Source organism: Barnesiella sp. WM24 (assembly GCF_004570975.1).
In the GTDB taxonomy this organism is placed as follows: Bacteria; Bacteroidota; Bacteroidia; order Bacteroidales; family Muribaculaceae; genus Muribaculum.
The window spans coordinates 353,626-367,726 of record NZ_SPPC01000001.1 but is presented as its reverse complement, the minus strand read 5'-3'; the positions used below and the strand labels follow the sequence as shown (position 1 = coordinate 367,726).

Annotated in this window: 11 protein-coding genes; all 11 read left to right on the top strand. The window is 50.5% G+C overall.

The window, feature by feature from the left end; genetic code table 11:
• Nucleotides 1-130: 130 nt before the first annotated feature.
• The 11 genes from E4T81_RS01595 to E4T81_RS01545 all read left to right on the top strand — a co-directional run bounded on the left by E4T81_RS01595 (nt 131) and on the right by E4T81_RS01545 (nt 14,101).
• Nucleotides 131-1,378: an efflux RND transporter periplasmic adaptor subunit gene (locus E4T81_RS01595; protein ID WP_135040799.1), complete on the top strand. Its 1,248-nt coding sequence runs from the start codon at nt 131-133 to the stop codon at nt 1,376-1,378.
• Nucleotides 1,375-2,688: an ABC transporter permease gene (locus E4T81_RS01590; protein ID WP_135040798.1), complete on the top strand. Its 1,314-nt coding sequence runs from the start codon at nt 1,375-1,377 to the stop codon at nt 2,686-2,688. Before E4T81_RS01595 ends, E4T81_RS01590 begins: the two co-directional genes overlap by 4 nt.
• 6 nt (nt 2,689-2,694) lie before the next feature.
• Nucleotides 2,695-3,987, top strand: a complete 1,293-nt coding sequence (locus E4T81_RS01585; RefSeq protein WP_135040797.1) for an ABC transporter permease — start codon at nt 2,695-2,697, stop codon at nt 3,985-3,987.
• Nucleotides 3,988-4,042: 55 nt separating this feature from the next.
• The gene (locus E4T81_RS01580) at nt 4,043-4,708 is read left to right on the top strand and encodes an ABC transporter ATP-binding protein (protein WP_135040865.1); all 666 of its coding nucleotides are present in this window, start codon (nt 4,043-4,045) and stop codon (nt 4,706-4,708) included.
• Between the two features lie 19 nt (nt 4,709-4,727).
• Nucleotides 4,728-6,020: an ABC transporter permease gene (locus E4T81_RS01575; protein WP_135040796.1), complete on the top strand. Its 1,293-nt coding sequence runs from the start codon at nt 4,728-4,730 to the stop codon at nt 6,018-6,020.
• Nucleotides 6,021-6,025: 5 nt separating this feature from the next.
• Nucleotides 6,026-7,285: an ABC transporter permease gene (locus E4T81_RS01570; RefSeq protein ID WP_167761565.1), complete on the top strand. Its 1,260-nt coding sequence runs from the start codon at nt 6,026-6,028 to the stop codon at nt 7,283-7,285.
• Nucleotides 7,286-7,375: 90 nt separating this feature from the next.
• The gene (locus tag E4T81_RS01565; protein ID WP_245206983.1) at nt 7,376-8,809 is read left to right on the top strand and encodes a TolC family protein; all 1,434 of its coding nucleotides are present in this window, start codon (nt 7,376-7,378) and stop codon (nt 8,807-8,809) included.
• 63 nt (nt 8,810-8,872) lie between these two features.
• Complete coding sequence (locus E4T81_RS01560) at nt 8,873-10,201, top strand: sigma-54 dependent transcriptional regulator (RefSeq protein WP_135040793.1); 1,329 nt, start codon at nt 8,873-8,875, stop codon at nt 10,199-10,201.
• Nucleotides 10,198-11,481 carry a PAS domain-containing sensor histidine kinase gene (locus tag E4T81_RS01555; protein ID WP_135040792.1) on the top strand — a complete coding sequence of 428 codons (1,284 nt, stop codon included), beginning with the start codon at nt 10,198-10,200 and terminating at the stop codon, nt 11,479-11,481. The genes E4T81_RS01560 and E4T81_RS01555 overlap by 4 nt, the downstream gene beginning before the upstream one ends.
• A gap of 68 nt (nt 11,482-11,549) precedes the next feature.
• A complete protein-coding gene (locus E4T81_RS01550) occupies nt 11,550-12,080 on the top strand; it encodes an outer membrane beta-barrel protein (RefSeq protein ID WP_167761561.1) in 531 nt (176 codons plus the stop codon).
• A gap of 212 nt (nt 12,081-12,292) precedes the next feature.
• Nucleotides 12,293-14,101, top strand: a complete 1,809-nt coding sequence (locus E4T81_RS01545) for a long-chain fatty acid--CoA ligase (RefSeq protein ID WP_135040790.1) — start codon at nt 12,293-12,295, stop codon at nt 14,099-14,101.

The following is a 14,101-nucleotide window of genomic DNA, read 5'->3' as shown; positions in this document are numbered from 1 at the left end:
TATTGAATATGGACATAAAGTGTCCGTTATCGGACAATAGTCCTGTTGTGATAATGTTGATTCCCAATAGTTTATGTTTTTGGCACGGAAAATGCAACTATAAATGACGGAAATTCATCAAATAACAGCAATGGATAGAGAAATACCGAAAGAAGAGCTTCGACGGATGAAGCGGAAGAAAATCATCACAACGGTAAGTGTTGTAGCTATGCTTGCGGTCGTGATAGCAGTTATCATGATGCTTACGCGTACCGGGGTGTCGCGTAAAGATATCGTGGTGGCTACGGTTGACCGGGGCACGATACAGTCGTCGGTAAGCGCCGGGGGCAAGGTAGCTCCGGCATTTGAAGAGATAATCAATTCGCCGATAGCCACCCGTATAGTCGAGGTCTACAGCAAGGCGGGCGACAGCGTCGATGTGGGCACACCGCTCATGCGCCTTGACCTGCAGACTGCCGAGACAGAGCTCAACAAACTTATGGACCAGATAGAGATGAGGCGTCATGAACTTGAACAGCAGCGTGTCAACAATGCCACTCAGCTCAGCGACCTCGAAATGCAGATAAAGGTAAAGGCTATGACGGTCGACCGCATGGCAGTAGAGCTTCGCAACGAGCGCTATCTTGACAGTCTCGGCTCGGGCACCGGTGACAGGGTAAAGCAGGTCGAACTTGAATACAATACCGGCAAGCTTGAGCTTGAGCAGATGAGGCTGCGTCTTGCCAACGAGCGTAAGGTGACCGATGCAAATCTCAGACTTAAAGAACTTGAACTGAATATTACCGGTAAAAATCTCGGCGAGATGCAGCGCACACTCGATGATGCCCGCATACGTGCGCCGCGCAAGGCGACACTTACCTATATCAACGATCAGGTAGGGCAGAAGATTGCCGAGGGTGAGCGAATAGCCATTATATCAGATTTGTCACATTTCAAGGTCGACGGCGAGATAGCCGACACCTACAGCGACCGCGTGTCGGTAGGCGCCGACGCGATAGTGAAAATAGGCAAAGAGCGTCTGCCCGGAAAGGTGAGCAATGTCACGCCGCTGTCGCGTAACGGCGTGATGGCATTCACCGTAAGGCTTGATGACGACAGCAACAAGCGTCTGCGTTCAGGTCTTAAAACCGATGTATATGTGATGTGTGACGTAATCGAGGATGTGGTGAGGATTACCAACGGACCTTTTTACACCGGTCCCGGCGAATATGAGCTTTTTGTGCTTGACGGCGACGATGAACTGTTGAGGCGCAAGGTGACTCTCGGCGACAGCAATTTCGAGTATGTGGAGGTGAAAAGCGGACTGCAGCCCGGCGACAGGGTGGTCATCAGCGACATGAAAGAGTTTAAAACAAAGAAAAGGCTAAGAATCAAATGATTGATATACGTAAAATCGCACGACTGACTGTCAGGCAGGCTCGCGCTGACAAGGCATACACGGCTCTTTATATAGGAGGAGTGGCGCTGAGTATCGCTACGGTATTGATTTTCGCGGTGATATATTATGTAAGGATTGCGCCGATATATCCGGAGGTGAACCGTGACCGCACTCTTTATCTTGACCTCGTAAGGTGCGTGAAGCCTGACAGTACATCATCGGCAATGGCTAATCTCTCTTACCGAGGGCTTGACGAGTGGATTTACCGTCTTGAAAATGTCGAGGCTGTATCGGCAAAAAAGGGCGGGACAATGGCTGTGTCGGTTAATGGTGAAAACAGGAGCATGGACGCGGAAGCGTCATATACCGATGTAGATTTCTTCAAGATATATGAATTTGATTTTATTGAAGGAAGCTGTTTTTCAGAAGCCGATTTCAATAGCGGGATTAAAAGAGCGGTGATAGCCGAAAGTCTTGCCCGCAAACTTTTCGGCACTGCTGAAGGAGTGACCGGGCGGGAGTTCATGGGCGATGGAGAGATTTATACCGTCGCGGGAGTCGTCAAGTCGCCGAGCCGGCTTACGCGCAGCTCATTTGCCGAGGTCTATGCCCCCTATACCGCGACTGAGGGTTACGACAGTCAGGGCTGGAATGTCGGAGCGCCCTATATCGGTGGCGGCTACAGTGTGGCGTTTCTTGTAAGCGACGCGCGGCAGGAGAAGGCTTTGCGACACGAGATGGCGGAGTTTGTAAGAAAAAACAATGCTTCCGGCGACAATTGGAGTATCGACATCTTCAATCAGCCGCGCACCCACCTGCTGAGTGTCTTTCAACGCTTTCCCGGCAATGACTTTTCCTGGCTTGACATCCTGATTGACAATATTCTTGTGCTTCTGGCTCTACTGCTTGTACCGGCAATCAACATAAGCGCCATGATAGCGGGCAGGATGGACTCGCGCCTCTCGGAAATCGGCATACGAAAGGCGTTTGGTGCCGACAGGCGCGGATTGCTGTCGCAGATAATGTGGGAAAACCTTCTGCTTACCCTCACCGGAGGCATGATAGGTCTTGTCGCGGCATGGGTCGTGCTGTATGTCTGCCGCACGTGGGTTTTTGACCTCCTGCTGTCGACAAACGAGCCGGTCCATGACACGACTACAATCACTGTTACCGGCGAGATGCTTTTCGCTCCGGCTGTGTTCCTTGCCGCGCTGTTGCTGTGTGTCGCTCTCAACGTGCTGTCGGCGTTTATTCCGGCATGGCGCTCATTGCGTCACCCGATAGTGGATTCCCTCAATGAAAAAAGATAACAGGTTATGTGGAAACTGATATTCAAGAATCTTTATAGCCGACGCCGTCGCATGGCGTGGCTTATCGCGGAAATGGCTATTGTTACTATAGTCATATGGGTGTTTATCGACCCGATTATAGTCAATGGCTATGTCGACTCGCTCCCTCTCGGATATGACCGCGACAGGCTGTGTCTTGTAAAGACGCGCAGGGTTAAGGAAAATTCTCCCGGATATAATGCGGAGCGCACCGACAGCGCATCGTCGGAAACCGACTTGCGCAACCTTATCCGCCGCGTCACCAATATGCCCGAGGTCGAAAGTGCCACCATCGTCGACTGGAGTTATCCCGACGCTATGGGCTACAGTTCGATTAGCGTCGGAAAAGACAGTGTGTGGCTGTCATTGCAGGTTCTTCCTATGGTGAGCGGCATGGATTATTTGACCACCTTCGGCATAGACGCCATTGACGGTAGTCCTGTCGCCGGGCAGTTGCAGAATCTCCGGCCCGAAACGGGCGACATCATTATCACGCGTTCTGTCGCCAATCTGTTGTTTCCTGAAAGCAACGCGGTAGGACGTTACATCGGAGATGACGCTGAAGATTTCACTCCTGAGGACGCATATCGGATAGCCGGTGTCGTTAAGGATGTTAGGCCGCAGAGTGTGAGCAGCTGTCCTTTAGTGGCATTCCGCCCTTATGAGTTCAATCCCGACCTTGATTACAGCATTGTTGTCAGGCTTCGTTCCGCTTCCGGAAAGAGACGGTTTATACATGATTTCAAGGAGAGGATGTCGACAGAGATGCGTTCAGGCAATTACATGTGCTATGACATAAATTCTTATGACAATATAAGCGAAGAAGCCGCTTATTCTGCCGGCGTGACAAATGATCTCAGGCTAAGGTCGATGCTGTTGCTCTTCTTTTTCACCAATCTTCTGCTTGGTGTGGCAGGCGTGTTTTATCTGCAGACCCGGAAGAGGAGTGAAGAGGCGGGGATTATGAGGTCGTTTGGCGCTACACCACGGCGTATAAGGCTGATGCTTCTCGGCGAGGGATGGGTGCTTGCGACGGCAGGATGTCTTATAGGATGCCTTGTCTATTTGCAGTATGCTGTAAAGGAGGGCCTTGCACGCGCTCATTCCAATACCGGCTACGAGCTTTACGATTCATCATGGGGAAGCGACCTGTCTGTCCATTTTATAGTGGTGTCGCTTGTGGTATATCTACTCATGCTGATAGTCACGGGCATCGGCATCAGTATACCGGCATGGCGTATAAGCCGTGTCAACCCTGTCGACGCTCTGCGTCATGATTGATAAACGATGATAATTGAATATTAATAAACCAAAGAAAATATATAAAAATATGGCAATCATTAAACTTAGCGGAGTCAACAAAATCTACCGTACCGATGAAATCGAGACCCTTGCTCTCGAAAACGTGAATATAGAGGTTGAAAAAGGTGAGTTTGTAAGTATCATGGGACCTTCCGGATGCGGAAAGTCCACGCTGCTCAATGTCATAGGGCTGCTCGACACTCCTACCGGCGGCACTGTGGAGATCGACGGAGTGAACGTGACCGGCATGAACGACAGCAATCTGTCATCATTCCGCAACAAGAATCTTGGATTTGTATTCCAGAGTTTTCACCTTATCAATTCTCTCAATGTCATTGACAATGTGGAGCTGCCGCTGCTTTACCGCAAGATGAAGGCATCGGAGCGCACGCGTTTTGCCAAGGAGATGCTTGAACGGGTAGGACTGAGCCACCGCATGCGCCACATGCCGTCGCAGCTTTCCGGCGGACAGTGTCAGAGAGTGGCGATAGCGCGTGCGATTGTCGGAAATCCCGAAATTATCCTCGCCGACGAGCCTACAGGTAACCTTGACTCAAAGATGGGCGCGGAGGTGATGGAGCTGCTTCATGACCTGAACAAGAATGACGGACGCACAATCGTCATGGTTACCCATAATGAAGACCAGGCTAAGCTGACCGACAGGATTATTCGCTTCTTTGACGGTCGACAGGTAAAGTAAATATTAAAATCGACAGGTTATGATAAATATATTCCGACAGGCATTGGCGCAGTTGAAAGCGCAGAAAATGCTCGGCATCATCTCCATTGTCGGCACGGCGCTTGCCATATTCCTGATTATGGTGGTCGTGATGCTGCAGCAGGTGAAAGTGGTGCCTTTTGCTCCGGAGAGCAACCGTGACAGGCTGCTTCATGCGTCAATGGCAAGTATAAAGACCGTAGACGGGGCTGACAATTACTTTGAGTCCAACGGTCCGCTGAGCTATGAATCGGCGCGTAAACTTTTTTATGCATTGGAGACTCCCGAGGCTGTGAGCATATATGAGCCGGGCACAAGCACCGCGCCTGTATCGCTTCCGGCGTCACAGGCAGTAAGCGTCGACATTAGAAATACCGACGATAATTTCTGGAAAGTATTTGATTTCAGTTTCGTGAGCGGTAAACCTTACGATAAGGCGGCATTTGATTCCGGACTTGCCGAGGCAGTCATATGCGAGAGTGTGGCACGCCGTTTATTCGGCAGTGTTGACGTTGCCGGAAAAGAGATTCTGATTAATTATGTGCCTTATACGGTGGCAGGTGTCGTCAAGGATGTGTCAACACTTGCCGGACATGCCTATGCCTCTGTATGGGTGCCGTTTACATCGACCAATATGGTTAATTGGACGTGGAACTACGACATCATGGGTTCGCTCGGTGTCACTATTCTTGCCCGCAACCGCGATGATTTTGACCGCATACGTCATGAATATGAGGAAAACGTAAGGCAGTTGAACAAGGAGATTGAATCGACGGGATGGGAGATGATTACGCGCAACCGCCCTTACGACCAGGAAAAGGAAGCATGTGGCGCATGGGCTAATATAGAGCCTGATGTCGAAGGGGCGCGACGTATGCGCTGGATTATATTTGCGATATTGCTTATCGTGCCGGCGGTCAATCTGAGCAGCATGTCAGAGAGCCGGTTGCGCCGCAGGGTGGAAGAAATCGGTGTGCGCCGTGCGTTCGGTTGCCGACGAAGCGAACTTTTTGCAGGAATAGTGGGTGAAAATCTTGTCACTACACTTATCGCAGGCATGCTCGGGTGGATTATGAGTGTGATATTTGCGTGGGTCTTCAGCTCATTCCTGTTTACCGCGCCCTATTCTACGGTGTCGGTGATGCCCAAAGTGGACATTACGATGCTTGTGCAGCCATCCACTTTCCTGTGGGCGATTTTATTCTGTTTTGTGCTTAACCTGTTGAGTACCGGCTTGCCTGCATGGAGAGCCTCGCGGATAAATGTCGTCAATGCACTCAACGCCAAACTATGACATCTATGGACCAGAAACTATTTAAACAGATAAAAAATGAATGGCGCAGCAATCTGTGGCTCGCCATCGAGCTTCTTATTGTGAGTGTGGTGATGTGGTATATAATCGACTATTTCTATGTCGATTACAGAGTCTACAATGAGCCGCTCGGCTTTGACACGGAACATTGCTATAGGCTGGATGTGTCTTACTTGAACGAAAAGTCGCCTGATTATATCGCCGATGCTTCGGAGGAAGAATGGGTGTCATGGATGAACACGTTGGAAGACCGCTTGCGCGCCCGTCCGGAGATAGAGGCTGTAGGGAGGGGACAGAACTCTCATCCTTATAACGGCTCCAATTCAGGCACAATGCTCAAATATGACACGATAAACACGTCAAGTTATGTTATAAGGCGAGTGGTCTCTCCTGATTTTGTCAGGGTATTCCGCTACGAGGGCATCAACGGGGAGACTCCCGATCAACTTGCCGAGATACTCGACAAGGGAGAAATCTTGATAAGCGAGAATCTGCTGTCGATGGAGAAGGATCCGGGCATGGATGCAGCCGACCTTATGGGTAAGGATGTTTATATTGACTGGGACACTACACGAACAGTGAGGGTAGGAGCTGTGTTGAAACCTGTGAAATACTCCGAGTTTTTGCAGGGACCGATGAACCGCACAATCGTGATTCCGGAGCGCTTGACCAATGTAAACACCAATGAATGGGTAGTCAGGGTAAAGGAAAACATGGACAAAGATTTCGAGAAAAATCTTCGTGCCGACATCGACCGTCATTTCCGGATAGGCAATATGTATATATCAAACATAAAACCGTTTTCTGTACTTCGCGACAGCTATATAAAGGCGGAAAAGGACACAATACGCAACATGCTTACCGTAATGGGATTTCTGATGGTCAATATATTTCTCGGACTTCTCGGCACATTCTGGTTCAGGACACAGCAGCGCACCCGCGACATCGCAGTGCGCAAGGTGAGCGGAGCTACTTCAGGCGATATTCTGCGTCTGCTTTTCGGGGAAGGGTTGCTGATACTTACCGTGGTTACGCCTATTGCCATTGCGATAGACGCCAACATAGCCAATCTTGAACTTAGCGCCTATCTGCACGGTGCAGGTGACGGTTATTTCGCATGGTGGCGTCTTGCTCTGTGCGGAGGTTTGACCTATATCGTGATGGCGATTATGATTGTGGTCGGTATTGCAATCCCTGCTTACCGAGCCATGCATATCACCCCGGCTGTCGCGCTCCACAATGAATAGATATTGATTTAAAGGTTAATAAATAGTTAGAATAGAATGTTTTTACGAAAAACACTCCTGTCAGCAGTTGTCGCCCTTGCCGCCCCTGTGATGGCGGCAAGCGGCGGCGAAGCTGTGAGCCGTATAACACTTGAAGAGGCTATTATCACAGCGCGGACACAAAGCGTTGACGCGGCTGTGGCTCTTAACGAGCTGAAAACCGCTTATTGGCAATACCGCACATTTCGCGCCGACCTTCTGCCGGAAGTGAACTTTCAGGCTACAATCCCGAGCTATCGCAAAAATTACAGCACCTATCAGCTTGACGACGGAAGCTACACCTTTGTGCGCAATAATAACCTTCAGATGAGCGGAGTGCTGTCGATTGACCAGAATATATGGCTCACAGGCGGAAAGCTGTCGCTTAACACGTCGATAGACTATCTGAAGCAACTTGACGGCAACCGCTTTGACCGGTTCATGTCGGTGCCTGTGGCGCTTACTTTGAGTCAGCCTGTATTTGGCGTCAACCATATAAAGTGGAGCCGCCGCATCGAGCCGGTGCGTTATGAAGAGGCTAAGGCGGCGTTTCTGAGTGCCACGGAGACTGTGGCTATGAGAGCCGTCGACTACTTTTTCAGCCTGCTTATGGCAAAGGAAAACCTGGCTACCGCGCGGCAGAACTGTGACAATTCCGTAAAGCTGTATGAAGTGGCGAAAGCAAAGCGCAAGATGGGGCAGATCAGCGAGAATGACCTTCTACAGCTTGAACTTAACCTGCTCAACGACAGGTCGACCCTGACCGATTCGGAAAGCGATTTCAAGGCGAAGATGTTTCAGTTGCGCTCGTTTCTCGGCCTTGACGAGACAGTCGAGCTGGAGCCTGTATTGCCGGAGGCGGTACCTCATGCCGCGATTGATTATTATGATGTGCTTGAAAAGGCAAAGGCAAATAACTCTTTTTCTAAAAACATAAGGCGACGTCAGCTTGAAGCCGACTATGAGGTGGCTAAGGCCAAGGGCAACCTGCGAGAGATAACGCTCTTTGCCCAGGTGGGCTATACCGGAACGGCTGAACGGTTTAATCTCGCTTACGACCGGCTGAAAGACAATCAGGTGGTGGAGGTGGGCTTCCGTATCCCTATTATTGACTGGGGCAAGCGCCGCGGTCAGGTCAAGGTCGCCGAAAGCAACAGGGAAGTCGTGGAGAGCCGCCTGCGTCAGGAGACCATGAACTTCAATCAAGACATATTTATCCTCGTCGAGCGGTTTAACAATCAGCAGGCGCAGCTTGACATCGCGTCGCGCGCCGACACAATCGCTATGAAGCGCTATGCTACCAATGTCGAGACATTCATGATCGGCAAGATTTCCACGCTTGACCTCAATGACTCTCAGTCGAGGAAAGATCTCTCGCGTCAGGAATATATCAACGAGCTTTTCCGCTACTGGTATTATTACTATCAGCTGCGGAGCCTCACCCTGTGGGATTTTGCATCGGGGACAGGCATCGACAGCGACGTTGAGGCGATAATTAAGCGGTGACAGTTTCCTGAAGTTGCGTAATATTCTTATCTTTGTATTGATAAACAGAAAAGGAGTTTGCCGATGATACTCATAGTCGATGATGACAATGCCATAAGACTGTCGCTCTCCATGCTTTTGCGGAAGGGCGGTTATGAAGTCAAGGCTGTGGCCGGTCCCGCCGAGGCGATGGCTGTGGTGAGGCAGGCTGCGCCGCAGCTTGTGTTGCTCGACATGAATTTTTCGCGTGCCACAACCGGCGACGAGGGGCTTACCCTGTTGAGGCAGATAAAGATATTTCACCCCGATGTTCCGGTCATTTTGATGACGGCATGGGGGAGCATACCTCTCGCTGTGGAGGGGATTCGCGCAGGGGCGTTTGATTTTATCACCAAGCCCTGGGACAACCGGGCGCTTCTCGGACGCATTGAGGCTGCTATCAATATGACGGGCGGCAAGACTGATGCAGGAGAGTTTGACCGCTCCCGCATTATCGGGTCGTCGCCGGCTCTGATGAGCGTCCTTGACACAGTGAGGCGCGTGGCTGCTACTGACGCGCCTGTACTGATAATGGGTGAAAACGGCACCGGCAAGGAACTTGTCGCGGAGACCCTGCATGCCAACAGTCGCCGCAACGGGGCTCCGTTTGTAAAGGTGAATCTTGGCGGAATCTCCCGCTCCCTTTTCGAGAGCGAGATGTTTGGTCATAAAAAGGGCGCGTTTACAGGAGCTGCCGCCGACCGTGAAGGACGCTTTGCTGTTGCCGACAAGGGCACTATATTTCTCGATGAGATAGGTGAACTTGACGTCAACTCCCAGGTAAAACTGCTGCGTGTGTTGCAGGAACACACGTTTGAGGTGCTTGGCGACAGTGTCCCTCGCAAGGTCGATATACGTGTCGTGTGTGCGACCAATGCCGACCTTTCCGCGATGGTCGCTGACCGCACTTTCCGTGAGGACCTGTTTTACCGCATAAGCCTTATAACTGTCACGCTCCCGCCGCTGAGGGACCGTAAAGAGGACATCCCGGAGCTTGTCGCCCACTTTGCCCGTCAGTTCAGCAAGGCAAACCGCATGGCGATGCCCGACATTACTGACGACGCCGTCGATTATCTGTCAGGGCTTCCTTATCCGGGCAACATCCGCGAACTGAAAAATCTTGTTGAACGCACGATGATTATCAGTCAGTCGCCGGTGCTTGACGGGCGAGCGTTTCGCAGTGCGTCGTCATTTGCCCCCGATATGACCGTGGCTTCCGTAGCCGCCTCGGGAAGCCTTGAGGATATAGAGAAGGCGGCTATTGAGAATGCGCTTGCCAAGAGTGGCGGCAATCTGTCGGCTGCAGCGTCGCAGCTTGGCATAAGCCGGCAGGCACTTTACCGTCGCATGGAAAAATTCGGCATATCGACATGAAGCGTAATCCTGTATTTATCATTCTGTCGGTGCTGATTGTGATTGCATGTGTCGCGCTTCTTGTGATAGTCAGGCACACAGCGTCATCTTCTTTTTTTATTGCCGAGGGACTGCTGGCGCTCTGCTTGTTGCTGCTATGGGTGTTTTATGCGCGTCTTGTCAAGCCGATAAATACGATTGCCAATGGTATGGACCTCCTGCGTGAACAGGATTTCAGCAGCCGGCTTTCTCCGGTGGGGCAGAGTGATGCCGACCGCCTTGTTGACATCTTTAACCGGATGATGGCAAGCCTGAAGGAGGAGCGCCTGAGAGTCAGGGAGCAGAATCATTTTCTTGACCTGCTGATAGCCGCGTCGCCTATGGGTATAATCATCCTTGACGATGACGACCGGGTGACGATGGTTAATGACGCCGCGCTTAAATTTCTTGACGCCGACGCGAGCAAGGCGCTTGCCGGAAAAAGGGTCGCCGATCTCGACAGCCCGCTCTCAGAGGCGCTGGTGACGCTCCCTCAGGACACAACCACGACCTTGCGCCTCAGCGACTCGATGATTTACCGCTGTGCGCGGCTGTCGTTTATGGACAAGGGATATGCCCATCCGTTCATCATGATTGAGAAGCTCACCGATGAAGTGATGAAAGCGGAGAAATTTGCTTATGAAAAGGTGATAAGGATGATGGCTCATGAGGTCAACAATTCGGTGGCCGGAGTAAGTTCAGTGCTTGAGACCGCATCCATGATTTCGGAAGACCCTGACATGGCTGAGGCTCTTGATGTGTGTCGCCATCGGTGTGAGAGCATGAGCCGGTTTATCACCTCGTTTGCCGATGTGGTCAAGATTCCGGCGCCGCGGCTTGAGGAGTGTGACCTTAACGTTTTTGTTGCCGAGACATTGCCGCTTCTTGAAAGCCTGTGTACGGTAAGGGAGATAAATCTTGTATTCAGGACATCGCCGGAGGCTGTGAACGTCATGCTTGACAAGGTGCAGATGGAGCAGGTGTTGATAAATCTTGTCAAGAATGCCGCCGAAAGCATCGGGACCGAAGGAGAGATTACCGTGTCAGTCGCGGGTCATGAAATATGTATCGCCGACAATGGCGCCGGCATTGACAAGGAGACACGTCAGAAAATTTTTACACCGTTTTTTTCATCCAAGGCCGATGGCAGGGGACTCGGGCTGCTCTTTGTCAGTGAGGTGCTTAACGGTCACGGATGCACCTTTTCACTGCGCACCTATGATGATGGACTCACAAGATTTTTGATACGTTTTCAACCATAGTGCCATTAAGATTGTTTAAAATCTCGGAACTATATTTAATGTCGTTTAAACAATCTAAATTCACGATTATGAAGAAGTATTTAGTCATCCTTATGGCATTGGTCGGTTTTTGTATGACAGCACAGGCTCAACGTACAGAAATATTTGCAAGCTACGGCGGTTATACCCAGATGGACGCGATGGACTGTCATGACGGTGGCCCTGACGTAAACAATGCCTGGGGTGCGCTCAATCTTGGTGTCAATGTGAATGTGGCACCGAATTTCTGGATTGGTCCTTCCTATACATTTTCGAGTACAACAAGAAAGAAATGGGATGACAATCATTTCTATTATCATGCCATCATGCTTAACGGTCGATATGACTACTATCGCAACCGCATAGTGACAGTCTACGGAAAGGTAGGTGTAGGTTGTGTAATCATGCATGAGACCTGGGATGATGACGATGACGATTACACCAAAGACAAAGGCTATTTCGCATTTCAGATTAACCCCATCGGAGCTACTGTAGGGTTGACTGATGTCTTCTCTATCTTCGGCGAGCTCGGTTTTGGTGCGCAAGGTCTTGTTCAGGTAGGCTTCAAGCTTCGCCTGTAATATAATTCGGCTTTTTGTTTGTTTCCGGGGGTGGGGGTGTTGGCCTTTGCCTCCGGTGTCATATATGACGGTATAGTGTTATAGATACTTAATTTCGGACGGTATAAATCGACAGAATGTAAATGAATGTTAATATCGTGCGAGAAAAGGGCGTATATAATGTTATAAAGTAGCGAGTAGGGGTTAACTTTGTCCAAGCAAATTATAAGTTTATGCCAAATATATTGACGAGCCTTGTACGCAAACAGGCACATAAATATGGTGATAGAGCCGTGTTCTGTTTCAAAAGTACATTGCAGGGCTCATGGGATGAGATTTCATGGAACGCTTTCAGCGCTGACGTTGACAAGGCGGCTTGTGCGCTTGAGATACTTGGGATAGAGCCTACTCATACGGTGGGCGTATTCTCGGCAAATCGTCCTGACATCCTTGTCACTGATTTTGCCTCATTTGCCAATCGTGTCGTTACTGTCTCCATCTATGCCACAAGCAGCGAGGAGCAGGTCGAATACATTGTAAAGGATGCACGCATACCATTGCTTTTTGTAGGTAACCAGGAGCAGTATGAGATAGCCCGTAAGGTAGCTGAAAAATGTCACTGCCTCAAGCAGATTGTCACATATGAGAAGGTGAAGATGCATCCTGCCGACTCTCACACAATTACGTTTGAGGATTTTCTAAAGCTTGGGGCTGCCGCCGGCGACTTGTGTCGCAAGGAGGTGGCGGCGCGCTCGGAGGCGGCTCGTCCCGATGACATCGCCACATTGCTCTATACGTCAGGCACGACAGGTGAACCCAAGGGCGCGATTTTGCTGCACTCATGTTTTGACGCGGCGATGGCAATCCACCAGGAGCGCCTTACGATGCTTTCCGACAAGGACACGTCAATCAGCTTCCTGCCTTTAAGCCACATCTTTGAAAAGGCGTGGACCTATTATTGCATGGTCATGGGAATAAAGGTGTATATAAATCTTGACCCACATAATATACAGACATCAATACGTGAGACCCATCCGACATGTATGTGCAGTGTCCCCCGATTCTGGGAGAAGGTATATGCGGCTGTGATGGCTAAGATCTCGCGGATGAACGCGGTCCAGAAGCTGCTTGTCAAGCGGGCGCTTGTCGTGGGTCGCCGCCGCAACATCGACTTTGTAAGGCTTGGACGCAAGGTGCCTGGATGGCTCGAATTGCAATACCGCTTTTACGACAAGAAGGTGTTTGAGCCTATGCGTAAGGTGATAGGTATTGAAAACGGGACACTGTTTCCTACCGCAGGAGCGCCGCTGTCGGCTTCGATAACCGAGTTTCTGCAATCATGCGGTATACCTATAATAATCGGCTACGGACTATCCGAGACTACGGCTACAGTGACCTGCTTCCCTAAGGTCGGTTATGAGATAGGCACCGTCGGGACAGTCATGCCGCGCATTCAGATAAGGCTTGGCGAGCAGGACGAGATCTGTGTCAAGGGTCCTACCGTTATGGCAGGTTATTACAACAAGCCTGAGGAGACGGCTGCCGCGTTTACTCCCGACGGATGGTTCCGCACAGGTGACGCCGGCAAGATTGACGATACCGGAGCGCTGATACTTACCGAACGCATCAAGGACCTGTTCAAGACTTCCAACGGCAAGTATATAGCCCCGCAGGCGATAGAAAGCCGTCTTGGAGAGGATGAATATATCGAGCAGGTGGCTGTCATAGGCGATCAGCGCAAGTATGTGACGGCGATAATCATCCCCGCGTTTGAGGCTCTGAAGGAGTATGCAAAAAAGAAGCATATCAAATATAAGACTGTCGTTGACCTTGTCAACAACACCGAGATCAAGCGTATGATCGAGGAGCGTATAGAGAAGCTTCAGAAAGGATTTGCCAGCTATGAGAAGGTGAAGAAGTTCACTTTGCTCCCTAAGGAATTCACGATGGAGAGCGGCGAGCTGACCAACACGCTGAAGATACGACGTCCGGTCATCAACCATCGCTATGCCCGCGAGATAGAGGCTATGTATGCCCAGTGA